A 13,247-nucleotide genomic window follows, 5' to 3' on the forward strand; every position below is an offset into this window, starting at 1 on the left:
AGAAGTTGGTTTCTCTCCTACCCTTTTTAAAGTTTTAAGATCAATTCGTCCAAACTGCGCTTTGGCACGTGGTGAACACCCTCTTCGTCGCGCCAGTACTTAAAATCACCGTCTTTCATCTCTTCCAGCACCACTTCCTCTACCGGTTTGCCCAAAGCAATCACCATCAATAATTGGTACCGTTCCGGAATCCGGAACTCCTGTTGTACCGCTTTTTTATTCACCGAAGCAATCATACATCCGCCATAACCAGCCTCAACAGCACCCAGCAAAATACTCTGGGCTGCAATACCATCGTCGCAAAAATAGTTGGTTGCAATTTCCGTGTCGTTTACTATTATAATATAAGCTGAAGGGCGCTCACCCGATTCAGGGCCTTTCCAATCTTTCAAATAACCGGCCCACCCTAAATGCGGGAATAAACGATCGCAATCTTCCTGTTGAAACAATGGAATATATTTCAACGGCTGGGCATTTCGTCCGCTGGCTGAAAAGCGAGCCAGCTCAATCCAATCGGTCAATTGGTCTGCTGTAATCCGGGCACTTTCATCAAAGCGGCGGTAGCTGCGGTTACGAAGAATCAAATCTCTAAGCATGTGGTTTTTCTTTCAATATTACAAAAAGCATTTGTTTGAAATAAATGGTTTCAACGAACTTTTGTATGTTTGCATAACAGAACAGAACACCTAACAACTTATGAGCAAATTCAAATTCCAGATCGATCCGCTTTCAAGCCAACTCAAATTTCAGCAACTGGTTGACTCTGTCATTGACGCTATCAGTGAAAACCGCCTGCAAATTGGCGATATTCTACCTTCGGTTAATCAGCTGGTAAAAGAAAGTTCACTCTCGCGCGACACGGTTTTTAAAGCCTATGCCGAATTAAAAAACCGCGGGATTGTGGAATCGGTACCCAACAAAGGCTATTTTATTGCCAAAGCGACCACCAAGGTGTTTTTGTTTCTCGACACATTTAAAGCTTACAAAGAAGTGCTGTACGGTTCGTTCCTGGATAATCTGCCCGAAAACTTTTCAGTCGATCTGCACTTCCATCATTACAACATCGACATCTTCGAGAAGATTATCACCGAAAACATTGGCCGGTATACCAAATATATTGTGATGAATTTTGATCACGAACGCGTGCCGGAGATCATCAAGCAGATCCCGCCATCGAAACTGTTGGTAATCGACTGGGAGGTACACACTGTTCCGGAGGCCTCGACCATATACCAGGATTTTGGCCAGAGCTTGTACGATGCGCTGTGTAGTGGCCTTGATTTGATCAAAAAATACAGGCGCTTTGTCTATCTCTATCCGGAATTTACCTACCACCCGGTCGAGTCCATCGTTTATTTCGAGAAATTCTGCAAAGACAATTTCATTCCGTATGAAATATTGAAAAACTCGAAAAAGCTCGATGTGAAGGCGGGCGATTTATACCTCATGGTCAGCGACCGAACCCTATCGCGTTTCCTCGATCAGTGTGCTGATCGCAACCTGATAATCGGGCAGGATGCGGGGGTAATTTCGTATAACGAGACACCGATGAAGAAATACGTCAAGGACGGCATCAGCGTCATCTCCACCGACTTCGAACTCATGGGCAAAAAAGCAGCAGAAATCGTAACAAGCGGAGAATCAATCCATTTAAAAATAGACACTCACTTAAAGGTTCGGGCTTCCATGTAGACATTTGTGCTCTACAACACAAAAATTCAGCTTTGAAATCGTCAACCGACCATCTAAATTTGCAGAACACATCAGAACAGAACGGACAAGAACACTTTTAACCACTAATACAACTTAAACATGTACCTACTAGGATTCGATATTGGCAGTTCTTCGGTGAAAGCCTCCATCATAAACGGGGATTCCGGAGAGTGTCTGGCCTCAGCTTTTTACCCTAAACAAGAGATGAAGATGACCGCCATCCAGCCGGGATGGGCAGAACAGGAGCCCGACCAATGGTGGGCGAACCTGAAACTGGCGGTTGCTGAGATCATGGATAAATCGAAGGTTGATCCGACAGCAATTGACTCAATCGGTATCTCGTACCAGATGCACGGATTGGTTGTTGTGGATAAAGACCAAAACGTTTTGCGCCCATCCATTATTTGGTGCGACAGCCGTGCTGCGGCCATCGGCGATAAAGCCATGAAGGAGATTGGCGAGCAAAAATGTTTGGAGAGCCTGCTGAACTCACCGGGTAACTTCACCGCTTCGAAGTTGAAATGGGTGAAAGATAACGAACCGGAATTGTACGCTAAGATTGATAAAATTATGCTGCCGGGCGACTACATCGCCATGAAACTGAGTGGCGAAATCAAAACAACTGCCGGCAACCTGTCGGAAGGTATTCTTTGGAACTTCAAAGAAAACTCGGTTGCTAAAATGCTGATCGACTACTACGGTTTCGAGGAAAGTTTTATTCCCGAGATTGTACCAACATTCTCGGTTCAAAGCGTGGTCAACGAAGCAGCAGCAAAAGAACTGGGGCTGGCACCTGGCATCAAAATCAGCTACCGCGCCGGCGACCAACCCAACAATGCCTTATCATTAAACGTGCTTAACCCGGGCGAAATCGCCACAACTGCCGGAACATCAGGCGTTGTTTACGGGGTGAGCGACGAAGTAAAATACGATCCGAAATCACGGGTGAACACCTTTGCCCACGTAAACCACAGCGCTGAGGCCAACCGTTTGGGCGTACTGCTTTGCATCAACGGCACAGGTATCCTGAACTCGTGGTTGAACAAGCAAGTCGGTGGCGGCAATATCTCTTACGAAGGGATGAACGAAGCGGCATCGAAAGTAGCCATTGGCTCCGACGGCATCAGCATTTTGCCTTTCGGCAACGGAGCTGAGCGCGTTCTCGAAAATAAAAACCTCGGGTCAATCATGTCGGGTATCAATTTCAATATCCACTCCAATGCGCACCTGTTCCGTGCTGCGCAGGAAGGCATCGTCTTCTCGTTCAAGTACGGGATGGAGATCATGGAAAGCATCGGTATCGACGCCAAAGTGATTCGTGCCGGAAAAGCGAACATGTTCCTGAGCCCGATTTTCCGCGAAACCCTGGCAGGCGTATCCGGAGCAACCATCGAATTGTATAACACCGACGGATCAGTGGGTGCTGCCCGTGGTGCAGGAATCGGTTCCGGCTATTACAAGTCGCCGGCCGAAGCCTTTTCAAACTTAACCAAACTCGAAACCATCGAACCAGATTTAAACAAAAAGGCGGAATACGAAGCTGCTTACGGCAACTGGAAAAGTATGCTGGAGAAATTCATTTAAACGAAGCAGCTTCATTAAAATCCGTTTCAACATAAACAATTTAATATCAAGAATAAGATGAGCACAACTGTTTATTTCCCATCAGTGGAAAAAATCAAATTTGAAGGAAAAGAAAGTAAAAACCCAATGGCATTCCGTTACTACGATCCTGAAAAAGTAGTTTATGGAAAAACAATGGCCGAATGGTTTAAATTCTCAATGGCTTGGTGGCATACCTTGTGTGCCGATGGTGACGATCCATTTGGTGGAAAAACACAAGACCACCCATGGGTTGGCGCAAAAGACGCTGTAGAAGCTGCAAAAAACAAAATGGACGCAGGTTTCGAATTCATGCAAAAAATGGGTATCGAATACTATTGCTTCCACGATATCGACTTGGTAAACGAAGGTAAAAGCATCGAAGAATACGAAGCGAACCTGAAAGCGATTGTTGAATACGCCAAGCAAAAGCAAGCTGAAACCGGCATCAAATTGATGTGGGGTACTGCAAACGTATTCTCAGCAGCTCGCTATATGAACGGAGCCAGCACAAACCCTGACTTTGATACTGCTGCCCGTGCCATGCTTCAAATCAAAAACTCAATCGACGCAACTATCGCTTTGGGTGGTAAAGCATACGTTTTCTGGGGAGGACGTGAAGGTTACATGTCATTGTTGAACACCAACATGAAACGTGAAAAGCAACACCTGGGAACCATGTTGAAAATGGCTCGCGACTATGGTCGTTCAAAAGGTTTCACCGGAACTTTCCTGATTGAGCCAAAACCAATGGAGCCAATGAAACACCAATACGATGTGGATTCAGAAACAGTGATTGGCTTCCTGAAAGAATTCGGTTTGGAAAAAGATTTCAAATTGAACATTGAAGTAAACCACGCTACTTTGGCTGGTCACACTTTCGAACACGAATTGCAATGTGCTGTTGACGCCGGTATGTTGGGTGCAATCGACGCTAACCGCGGTGATGTGCAAAACGGCTGGGATACTGACCAGTTCCCTGTTGACCTGTACGAATTGACGCAGGCGATGATGGTTGTATTGAAAGGCGGCGGTATGCAAGGTGGCGGTACCAACTTCGACGCTAAAATCCGTCGTAACTCAACTGACCTGGATGATTTATTCATCGCGCACATCGGAGCAATGGACATTATGGCTCGCGCACTGGAAACTGCAGCAGCTATTTTGGAAGATTCTCCATACGAAAAAATGCTTGCCGACCGCTATGCATCATACGATTCAGGCAAAGGGAAAGAGTTTGAAGAAGGAAAATTGACTTTCGAACAAGTTTACGAATACGCTAAAGCGAATGGCGAGCCAAAACAAATCAGCGGCAAGCAAGAATTGTACGAAGCAATTGTAAACATGTACATTTAAGCCAAACAAACACATGAAATGAGTTTCATTTCAGACATAAAATAGTCAGAATAACCCGGTTCGTGTCCCAAAGATAGGAATCGGGTTAATCTGTTTTTCATTGCCCTACAAACCATAACAAAGATGGACAAGGTATTTCACCCACAACAGATGCCTTGTCACCACAAACCAATCAACAATGAAACAAAGTAATTTCTTCATCATTGCGATTACGATTGTCGCCACATTGGGAGGATTGCTGTTCGGATACGATACAGCAGTTATCTCGGGAACAGTTGGATCGCTGGACGTCTTTTTCATCAAACCGATGGGCTTAGGTGAAACCGCAGCCAATTCTCAACTTGGATTTATCGTATCGAGTGCCCTTATCGGCTGTATTATCGGAGGTATTTCAGGCGGTCTCGTCAGTTTAAAACTTGGACGCAGAAACGGACTAATCCTGGCCGCGATTTTATTCTTTATTTCTGCGCTCGGTTCATCCTATCCCGAGATGTTCTTTCGCCCTTTCGGCGAAGGCGATCACACCTTCTACTGGCATTTCGTGATTTACCGGATTATCGGTGGTATCGGCGTCGGACTGGCGTCCATGCTCTCGCCGATGTACATCGCAGAAATCGCACCTGCCAACATCCGCGGACGCCTGGTTTCGTTTAACCAGTTCGCGATCATCTTCGGGATGCTGGTGGTTTATTTCGTCAACTATGCCATCGCCCGTCAAGGCGACGACAGCTGGCTAAACACGATTGGCTGGCGCTACATGTTTGGTTCGGAAATGATACCGGCAGGCCTGTTCCTCGTGCTGCTACTTTTTGTTCCGGCAACACCTCGTTTTATGGCGCTAAAAGGCAACGATGAGAAAGCATTGCAGGTTCTGTGTAAAATCAATGGCCCAGAAAGAGGCAAACAGGTTTTGACCGAAATCAAACAAACCCTAACCACGACCTCATCAGGCAAACTATTTTCGTTTGGCTTCCTGGTTATCGTGATCGGCATCCTACTCTCAGCCTTCCAGCAATTTGTTGGAATCAATGTGGTGCTCTATTACGCCCCTGAGATTTTCAAAACCATGGGATCAGGTACTGACACCGCGCTACTGCAAACCATCATCGTTGGCATTATCAACCTGTCGTTTACAGTTGTCGCAATTCTTACTGTCGACAAATTTGGTCGTAAACCACTTATGATTATCGGTGCTGCAGGGATGGCATTCTTCATGTTCGCCCTGGGTTTTGCCTTCTTCTTCCAACAAGTGGGACTGGCTGCCCTGATTTTCATGCTGGGCTACGTAGCTTGCTTTGCGGTAAGCTGGGGACCGGTTGTTTGGGTACTGCTGGCAGAAATTTTCCCGAACCGGGTCCGAGGACGCGCAATGGCGGTTGCGGTTGCCGCGCAATGGATTTCGAACTGGCTGGTTTCATGGAGTTTCCCAATCATGAACAAGAGTAGCTTCCTGGTCGAAAATTTCCACAACGGATTTGCCTACTGGATCTACGGAGTTATGGGTGTTCTGGCCGCTTTATTCATGTGGAAATTTGTTCCGGAAACCAAAGGAAAAACCCTGGAGGAAATGGAACAACTTTGGAAAAAATAGAGATCAACAGAGTAACATAGAAGTTAGTCGATACGTTCAACTAACAAATAAGAAAGGGGCCCTAAAGCCCCTTTTTCAATTTTTTCGGTTCCCAGGCGCAACGCACCGGGGACACAATTTTGCCTTCTTTCTTCAGTTGATTCATTGCCTTATCAACTTCTTTTCGATCCAGCCCTGTAGCTGTAACAATTTCTCCGGCTTTTACCGGTTTCCCGGCAGCTTCCATGGCCGCCAATACTTTTTCTGCACTCATGTTTTCAAGATTATTAGATTGTTGGACTGTCAGATTTCCGGACTATTGGACTATCGGATTGTTAGATATTTAGACCACTAAACATCCGGAGTTCTATCTATTTCTGATAATCTGAAAATCCAGAAATCCGGCGATCCATTCTAGAAACGCCCTTCAACAACTTTCCAATCCAGTACTTTGAAGAAATCTTCGATGTACTTTGGACGCAGGTTTTGTTTGTCCAGGTAATAAGCGTGTTCCCAAACATCGCAAGTCATCAGCGGAGTCAATCCGTCGCGTAACGGACAAGCGGCATTGCTGGTTTGAACGATGCTCAATTTGCCTGCTGCATCTTTCACCAACCAGGCCCAACCTGAGCCGAACAGCGTTGCAGCAGATTTTGAAAAAGCTTCTTTAAATGCGTCAAACGATCCGAATGATGCATCAATTGCTTCTTTCAGCGCACCTGAAGGCGCTGTTGCGGGTGTAGCTGAAAATTGAAAGAAATAGAAAGTGTGGTTCCAAACCTGTGCACCGTTATTGAAAATACCACCTTCTGCCTTCTTCACGATCGTTTCCAGATCGGCATTTTCAAACTCAGTTCCCGGAACAAGATTGTTCAGGTTAGTAACGTATGCATTGTGGTGTTTGCCATAGTGAAATTCCAATGTTTTTTCACTGATGTATGGCTCCAAAGCGTTTTTGGCATATGGCAATGCCGGTAATTCAAATGACATAATAATTCATTTAAAAGTTAGACGATTTTGTGGTTTTTTGACTCCTAAAACATGAAGGTCGTCTAAAAGTTTGAGAAACTATGCTCAGTTAAATCTATTTAAAGTGATTCCAAATAATTCGCCCGTAAGCAAAAAATCCGGTGATTTTGAAACATCACCGGATCAATACTCTGTATTTTCACGAGCAAGATTGAAAGCCTCAAAGCTTTACAACGACCCGCCCCCTGCTTTTCTTTGTCAGCATAAGTTGAATGTAGTGGTTCAGCCCGTCGAGATCGGTCTCGAAAACAAGCTGATCGCTCAAATCTATTGCCCAATCAGCAGCCAACAAATTCCAGATTTCTCGTCTCAGGGGCATCGGACAACTTTGCGCATCAACACCCAACAGGCTCACTCCTCTCAGAATAAACGGGTAAACCGTCATATTCAAATCCCCGGATCCAATATTGCCGCAAGTCGTCACATTTCCCAACGGGTTACATGCCTTCAACAAAGTGGTCAATGTATTTCCTCCAACCACATCAATAGCACCTCCCCAGGCTGAACGTAACATTGGGCGGCCGGATTGGTCGTCGGTTTCCATTTTTGTGAACTGAGAAGTAGCCCCCAACAGGTTCATCATCTCGTCGCTCATACCGTTGGAACTAGCCGCTATAACGTCGAACTTCAATTTATTTAAAATTTGACAGGCAATACTGCCAACACCGCCCAGTGCCCCGGTGACTACAATTGGTCCCATTTCCGGCTTCTGTCCGTTTTGAAGCAAGCGATAGACCGACAAAGCAGCTGTAAAACCAGCAGTTCCGTAAACCATTGCTTCCCGGGTGGTCATTTTAGTTGGCATTGGTATAACCCAGCTCTCCGGAACCTGTATATATTCAGCATACCCGCCGGGGTGGTTCATCCCTAAATCATAGCAACTTACAATCACGAGATCTCCAACGCCGAACAACGTACTCTTACTTTCGGTTACAACACCTGCCGCATCGATACCCGGAATGTGCGGATAATTTTTCGTTACGCCTTTATTTCCACTTGCGGACAAAGCGTCCTTGTAATTCAATGAACTGTATTCGACTTTCACTCGGACTTCTCCATCCTGCAAACCAACAAAATCCACTTTTTCAACCGTCCCCGAATAAACCCCGTCACTTTCGCGAACTACAAATGCCTGGTAATTGCTCATATCTTGAATTGCTTTTATCGTTATTTTTGAACAAACTTGCTGAAAATAAATTACATCAGAAAGAACTTACAATTGCTGCTCATACTTACATTTCTTTCGGAATTGAAGAAAATCAGCCAATTAGAATTTCGATTTTTATGAAAAAAAGTTACTGTCCGATCGATACCTTTATTAATGTCGTGAAAGGAAAACGAAAAGCGACCATCATTCTACACCTTTATCAAGGAGAGAAAAGATACAGCGAGTTGGTTCGGTTGCTTCCCGACCTGAGCGAGCGCATGCTAAGCAAACAATTGCGCGAACTGGAACAAGACCTGTTGGTTGAGAAGACAGTTTATCCGGAGGTACCGCCACGAGTCGAATATCGACTTACAGAACTTGGCAAAACTATTCGTCCGATCTTAAAAAGTATGATGAAAGGTGGCGTTATTTTCGAAAACCTAATAGAAACAGATTTCCTGAATACCTCGCAGAAAGAAAATTAGTTTAGAAACTAAATTGAAGCAGACTCAACCATTTTCCCGTCCTTAAAAACCACAGAAAAAGATTGGGCCAGATTCTCAAACTTCACCTCAAAATCGGATGAATATGTTTCATCATTGGTCGGATACCATCGCTTTTGGTGCTTGTTGACAACGATAAACAGGCCCTCTTCATCTCCGACAGCACAAAACCGCTCCATACTTCCATCATAAATTTTGAAGTCGGAAAGTTGTTGCAGCTGCCTGTAAAAAGTGGCATTATCGTCAACAGGCACACCAATCTCACTAATCCGAATCAGTGAATGATAATCGAAGGCATCTATATTTTTGTATGGAAGATTTTTGCGGGCAATAAACTCCAAGATGTTGTGATCGGGATCGTAAAAATACACGGACTTGGCATTCCAACTCACAAAGTTGATAATGTCTTGCCCTTCATCTTGTATAATGGAAACTCGTTTGTGAAGCCAGGCCAAAGCATCGCTGACCTGATTGGGAGGTATGTTCACAGCCAAATGATAGGGAGTGGATTTCGCTTTGTAGGAAAACCACAACACCGATTGGCCAACTAACACCTTAAAATCTGTTTGGGAGGATTCCAGCAGCGGCAGGCTCAAAACCTCCTGATAGAATTTTAATTGTTCATCCAACCGGGACGTGTAAATATGAAGTTCTTGAATCTTCATGCTAAAAATGGTTGGACAGTCCCTCTTAAAAAAGAAAAACCCCGAGACCACTGCCTCGGGGAAAAAAACCAAAAATCAACTAACCTTTAAATCGTTTGGCAACCTCATCCCAATTGATCACTTTAAAAAATGATTCAATGTAGTCAGGACGTTTGTTCTGGTACTTCAAATAGTAGGCATGTTCCCAGACATCGAGACCAAGGATTGGAGTTCCTTGAACCTCTGCTACATCCATTAAAGGATTGTCCTGATTCGGTGTGGATGAAACCACCAAACTATCACCCTGTTTTACCAGCCAAGCCCAACCCGAACCGAAACGGGTCGCGGCAGCTTTGGTAAAAGCGTCTTTAAAATTATCGAATGACCCAAATGAGTCGTTAATAGCTTTTAATAATTCACCTTCCGGACCTTCGCCATTGCAATAGCCCATCACAGTCCAAAATAAATTGTGGTTATAAAAACCACCACCATTGTTGCGAACAGCAACCGGAAGTTTTGAAATGCCGGCCATCAATTCTTCAATTGATTTGCCTTCCATATCAGTTCCCTGAATGGCATTGTTTAAATTTGTTGTATAAGCAGCGTGGTGCTTTGTGTAATGAATCTCCATTGTACGAGCATCGATGTAAGGCTCCAGAGAATCATAATCATATCCTAACTTTGGTAATTCAAATGACATATCTATTTCCTTTAAACTGGTTAATCTAATTCTTGGTTTTGATTTCAAATAAAAGATATTTAAATCTTTTTCTGCAAATCTATAAACTATCTAGACTCATTCCAAATAAAAACTATGCTTTTTTTATTGAAAAAATCTATCCGCAATCGCTTCGCTCAATTTAATGTTCGGATCCAGCACTTTAGCCTGTCTTAATTTTTTCTTTACTTTGCCCGAAAAATTTCGTGAACAGGAAAATTCTCCACCTCGCCATTCCTAATATCATCAGCAACGTCACCATTCCACTCCTCGGATTAGTCGACATGGCGCTGATGGGACACCTTGATTCTGAAGTCTATATCGGAGCTGTTTCGTTGGGAACAGTGCTGTTCAATTTTATTTACTGGGGCTTTAGTTTTCTGCGAATGGGAACGAGTGGTTTCACCGCTCAGAGCTACGGCGAAGGCAACCAGGCAGAGACCTTCAATATTTTGGCCCGTGCTCTGATGATTTCGACACTGATCAGCGCCCTGATCATTCTGTTACAAGTCCCAATTGAGTGGATCGCTTTTAAAGCTATCAATGGTAGTAAGGAAGTGGAAGGACTGGCACGTGAATATTTCCGCATCCGGATTTGGGCTGCACCCGCCACACTTGGACTTTACGCCCTTAACGGATGGTTCCTGGGGATGCAGAATGCCCGCTACGTGATGGTCACTTCGATCCTGGCAAATATTTTCAACCTGGTTTTTAGCTTCATCTTTGTGTATTTCCTGCACATGAATTCAGCAGGAGTCGCCTGGGGAACTGTTATTGCACAATACGCCGGAATCCTGACAGGTTTGTTTTTACTGCAGAAGAAATACAAGTATCTGCTAAATTTTAGAGACCGAAAAGCAATTTTTGACCTGGATGCTATGAAAAACTTCTTCCGGGTGAACTCCGATATTTTCATCCGGACTTTTTGCGTCATTCTGGTATTCACCTTCTTCACGTCGAAGTCGGCAAGTATCAGCGACCATATATTAGCCGTTAACTCCATTCTAATCCAGTTCCTGTTATTTTTCGCTTTTTTTATTGATGGATTTGCTTTGGCTGGTGAAGCATTGGCCGGGAAATATAAAGGTGAACGACGCCGGGATTTATTTACCGAACTCACCCGCCGTCTTTTTGTATGGGGAATCGGATTGGCACTTGTTTTCAGCTTCCTGTTTTTAGTTGGCAACAAGTTCATCATCGGACTGCTTACCAACCAGGAAGGTTTGTATGAAACAGCCAGTCAGTTTATGGTTTGGGTGATTTTGACACCTCTGATTACTTTCAGTTCCTTTATTTGGGATGGTATTTACATTGGTGTGACCGCCTCGAAAGAAATGCGGAATAGTATGCTGGCCGCAACACTGCTGCTTTTCGCTCCTAGTTTTTATTTTCTGCAGGCTATTCTCGGCAACCACGCACTTTGGCTGGCGATGATGCTATTTATGCTGGGGCGAGGTCTTTTCCAAACGATCCTTTTCCCAAAAGTCATGAGTAAGAGCTTCAAGTAAATCAAGGCTTATCAATTAGCGGAGTAATCTATTCCCAAGTCGTTGGTTCGCACTTCTTGCAGTTTGTTTCGAAGCTTCTCCTGAAATTCATCAACGACCTCTGCAAATTCGGGCTTGTACGCCAAATTGGTGTATTGCTTCGGATCGTTTTTCATATTGTACAATTCCATTCCCGATCCGGCATCTTCGTCGTATTGAATGTAGGCCCAATCATCGGTTCGAAGCAAAAACGATTTGCCTCCCTGTGAAACCGTAAAAGCCATGTCGCGAACCTTCACTGAGGGATCGTCAAGCATGTCTGCAAGGCTCTTTCCTTGAAGATATTCAGAATGCTTCAACCCGGCCAACTCTGCCACAGTCGGGTACAGATCGACCAATTCAACAAACGAATTGCAGACCGCAGGTTTCTTTCCGGGCACTTTTATAATAAAAGGAACTCGCACCGATTCTTCATGAAGACTGACTTTCATCCAAAAATCATGTTCGTCCAAATGAAATCCATGGTCTGAGGTAAAAACGACAATGGTGTTATCTTCCAATCCCTCATCTCTAAGTGTTTTCAGCATCTTACCAACCTGTGCATCCATAAAGGAAACGGAAGCGTAATAGGCCGCAATGGCCTTTTTCTGCTGGTCGACGCTCATTTGCCCATTGACACTCGTCACATAATTGATTCCCCGCTCGGGAATATCATCCCAATCGAATTCAACCTTTTTCGGCAACTGAATCTTCTCAAATGGGTATGGATCGAAATAGGATTTCGGCGCCACAAACGGCACATGCGGCCGCACCATTCCTACTGCCAAAAAGAACTTCTCGTTTTTATGCTTTCGGATTAACTCGCAAGCCGTTTCAGCCGTTTTTCCATCGGCATGTACCAGGTCATCCCCTTCCGCCTTCACGATGGTCATTACGTTACCGCCCTTTCGCTCAATCGAACCATCAGGATTTCCCTGCACCAATTCAGCTTCACCTGCCGCGTTCCACTCAGGCGCCTGGCTGTTGTATTTTTCAGTCCAGGACGCGGGGTCTTCAGCGCCGTCACTTCCGTTTTCAATGTCAATCGGAACTCCCATGTGAAAAATCTTGCTCACCCGAGCTGTAAAGTAGCCGTTGTCTTTAAACAGCTGAGCCCAAGTTTCACGTTCGTCACCGATATTTTCCCGACCGCTCACGTAACCGTAGGTTGTCGTTGCGTTGGGGTAATAACCACTCATGAACGAAGCCCGCGATGGTCCGCAAACCGGATATTGGCAATACGCTTTCGTAAACCGCACACCCTCGGAAGCCAGCTTGTCAATATTGGGCGTTTGACAAACTTCATTTCCATAGGACGACACAGCCGTTGCTGTTAGGTCATCAGATATAATAAACAGCACATTGTAATCTTTCTTCGGGACGCAGGAAATCAAGATAAATCCAACGAATAAGACGAAATACTTCACCGGCATAAACTC

Annotated in this window: 13 protein-coding genes; 6 read left to right on the plus strand and 7 right to left on the minus strand. The window is 44.7% G+C overall.

Going from position 1 to position 13,247, the window contains the following annotated elements; translation table 11 throughout:
* Positions 1 to 26 precede the first annotated feature (26 nt).
* On the minus strand, positions 27 to 596 hold the full coding sequence (locus BC643_RS21355) for a nitroreductase family protein (RefSeq protein ID WP_120275328.1): 570 nt from the start codon (positions 594 to 596) through the stop codon (positions 27 to 29).
* A gap of 100 nt (positions 597 to 696) precedes the next feature.
* Here BC643_RS21355 and BC643_RS21360 point away from each other — a divergent pair, with 100 nt between their 5' ends.
* From BC643_RS21360 to xylE, 4 genes are all read left to right on the plus strand, one after another.
* A complete protein-coding gene (locus BC643_RS21360; protein WP_120275329.1) occupies positions 697 to 1,692 on the plus strand; it encodes a GntR family transcriptional regulator in 996 nt (331 codons plus the stop codon).
* A gap of 120 nt (positions 1,693 to 1,812) precedes the next feature.
* Positions 1,813 to 3,297: a xylulokinase gene (locus BC643_RS21365; RefSeq protein WP_120275330.1), complete on the plus strand. Its 1,485-nt coding sequence runs from the start codon at positions 1,813 to 1,815 to the stop codon at positions 3,295 to 3,297.
* 57 nt (positions 3,298 to 3,354) lie between these two features.
* Complete coding sequence (gene xylA / locus BC643_RS21370; protein WP_120275331.1) at positions 3,355 to 4,671, plus strand: xylose isomerase; 1,317 nt, start codon at positions 3,355 to 3,357, stop codon at positions 4,669 to 4,671.
* Positions 4,672 to 4,849: 178 nt separating this feature from the next.
* Positions 4,850 to 6,262 carry a D-xylose transporter XylE gene (gene xylE / locus BC643_RS21375; protein WP_120275332.1) on the plus strand — a complete coding sequence of 471 codons (1,413 nt, stop codon included), beginning with the start codon at positions 4,850 to 4,852 and terminating at the stop codon, positions 6,260 to 6,262.
* A gap of 61 nt (positions 6,263 to 6,323) precedes the next feature.
* On the opposite strand, the gene BC643_RS21380 is transcribed toward xylE, so the two are convergent.
* The 3 genes from BC643_RS21380 to BC643_RS21390 form a co-directional block, all read right to left on the minus strand.
* A complete protein-coding gene (locus tag BC643_RS21380) occupies positions 6,324 to 6,515 on the minus strand; it encodes a transcriptional regulator (RefSeq protein WP_120275333.1) in 192 nt (63 codons plus the stop codon).
* Between the two features lie 140 nt (positions 6,516 to 6,655).
* The gene (locus BC643_RS21385; protein ID WP_120275334.1) at positions 6,656 to 7,231 is read right to left on the minus strand and encodes a superoxide dismutase; all 576 of its coding nucleotides are present in this window, start codon (positions 7,229 to 7,231) and stop codon (positions 6,656 to 6,658) included.
* A gap of 199 nt (positions 7,232 to 7,430) precedes the next feature.
* Positions 7,431 to 8,417 (minus strand): YhdH/YhfP family quinone oxidoreductase, encoded by a 987-nt coding sequence (locus BC643_RS21390; RefSeq protein ID WP_120275335.1) that lies wholly within the window; start codon positions 8,415 to 8,417, stop codon positions 7,431 to 7,433.
* A gap of 137 nt (positions 8,418 to 8,554) precedes the next feature.
* Here BC643_RS21390 and BC643_RS21395 point away from each other — a divergent pair, with 137 nt between their 5' ends.
* On the plus strand, positions 8,555 to 8,902 hold the full coding sequence (locus tag BC643_RS21395) for a winged helix-turn-helix transcriptional regulator (protein WP_120275600.1): 348 nt from the start codon (positions 8,555 to 8,557) through the stop codon (positions 8,900 to 8,902).
* A gap of 8 nt (positions 8,903 to 8,910) precedes the next feature.
* On the opposite strand, the gene BC643_RS21400 is transcribed toward BC643_RS21395, so the two are convergent.
* Together BC643_RS21400 and BC643_RS21405 are read right to left on the minus strand one after the other, a co-directional pair.
* Complete coding sequence (locus BC643_RS21400; RefSeq protein WP_120275336.1) at positions 8,911 to 9,585, minus strand: VOC family protein; 675 nt, start codon at positions 9,583 to 9,585, stop codon at positions 8,911 to 8,913.
* Positions 9,586 to 9,664: 79 nt separating this feature from the next.
* The gene (locus BC643_RS21405; protein WP_120275337.1) at positions 9,665 to 10,264 is read right to left on the minus strand and encodes a superoxide dismutase; all 600 of its coding nucleotides are present in this window, start codon (positions 10,262 to 10,264) and stop codon (positions 9,665 to 9,667) included.
* Positions 10,265 to 10,488: 224 nt separating this feature from the next.
* On the opposite strand from BC643_RS21405, the gene BC643_RS21410 reads away from it, so the two are divergent.
* The gene (locus BC643_RS21410) at positions 10,489 to 11,790 is read left to right on the plus strand and encodes an MATE family efflux transporter (protein WP_120275338.1); all 1,302 of its coding nucleotides are present in this window, start codon (positions 10,489 to 10,491) and stop codon (positions 11,788 to 11,790) included.
* A gap of 11 nt (positions 11,791 to 11,801) precedes the next feature.
* On the opposite strand, the gene BC643_RS21415 is transcribed toward BC643_RS21410, so the two are convergent.
* Positions 11,802 to 13,241, minus strand: a complete 1,440-nt coding sequence (locus BC643_RS21415; RefSeq protein ID WP_120275339.1) for a sulfatase — start codon at positions 13,239 to 13,241, stop codon at positions 11,802 to 11,804.
* Between the last annotated feature and the right edge of the window lie 6 nt (positions 13,242 to 13,247).

The organism is Mangrovibacterium diazotrophicum, assembly GCF_003610535.1.
GTDB classification, from domain to species: Bacteria; Bacteroidota; Bacteroidia; order Bacteroidales; family Prolixibacteraceae; genus Mangrovibacterium; species Mangrovibacterium diazotrophicum.

What these genes read in the sequence shown, in the direction of transcription:
- BC643_RS21395 (WP_120275600.1), top strand. Translation starts at nt 8,555, where the DNA reads ATGAAAAAAAGTTACTGTCCGATCGATACCTTTATTAATGTCGTGAAA.
- xylA (WP_120275331.1), top strand. Translation starts at nt 3,355, where the DNA reads ATGAGCACAACTGTTTATTTCCCATCAGTGGAAAAAATCAAATTTGAA.
- BC643_RS21405 (WP_120275337.1), bottom strand. Translation starts at nt 10,264, where the DNA reads ATGTCATTTGAATTACCAAAGTTAGGATATGATTATGATTCTCTGGAG.
- BC643_RS21355 (WP_120275328.1), bottom strand. Translation starts at nt 596, where the DNA reads ATGCTTAGAGATTTGATTCTTCGTAACCGCAGCTACCGCCGCTTTGAT.
- BC643_RS21365 (WP_120275330.1), top strand. Translation starts at nt 1,813, where the DNA reads ATGTACCTACTAGGATTCGATATTGGCAGTTCTTCGGTGAAAGCCTCC.
- BC643_RS21400 (WP_120275336.1), bottom strand. Translation starts at nt 9,585, where the DNA reads ATGAAGATTCAAGAACTTCATATTTACACGTCCCGGTTGGATGAACAA.
- BC643_RS21380 (WP_120275333.1), bottom strand. Translation starts at nt 6,515, where the DNA reads ATGAGTGCAGAAAAAGTATTGGCGGCCATGGAAGCTGCCGGGAAACCG.
- BC643_RS21360 (WP_120275329.1), top strand. Translation starts at nt 697, where the DNA reads ATGAGCAAATTCAAATTCCAGATCGATCCGCTTTCAAGCCAACTCAAA.
- BC643_RS21390 (WP_120275335.1), bottom strand. Translation starts at nt 8,417, where the DNA reads ATGAGCAATTACCAGGCATTTGTAGTTCGCGAAAGTGACGGGGTTTAT.
- BC643_RS21385 (WP_120275334.1), bottom strand. Translation starts at nt 7,231, where the DNA reads ATGTCATTTGAATTACCGGCATTGCCATATGCCAAAAACGCTTTGGAG.
- xylE (WP_120275332.1), top strand. Translation starts at nt 4,850, where the DNA reads ATGAAACAAAGTAATTTCTTCATCATTGCGATTACGATTGTCGCCACA.
- BC643_RS21415 (WP_120275339.1), bottom strand. Translation starts at nt 13,241, where the DNA reads ATGCCGGTGAAGTATTTCGTCTTATTCGTTGGATTTATCTTGATTTCC.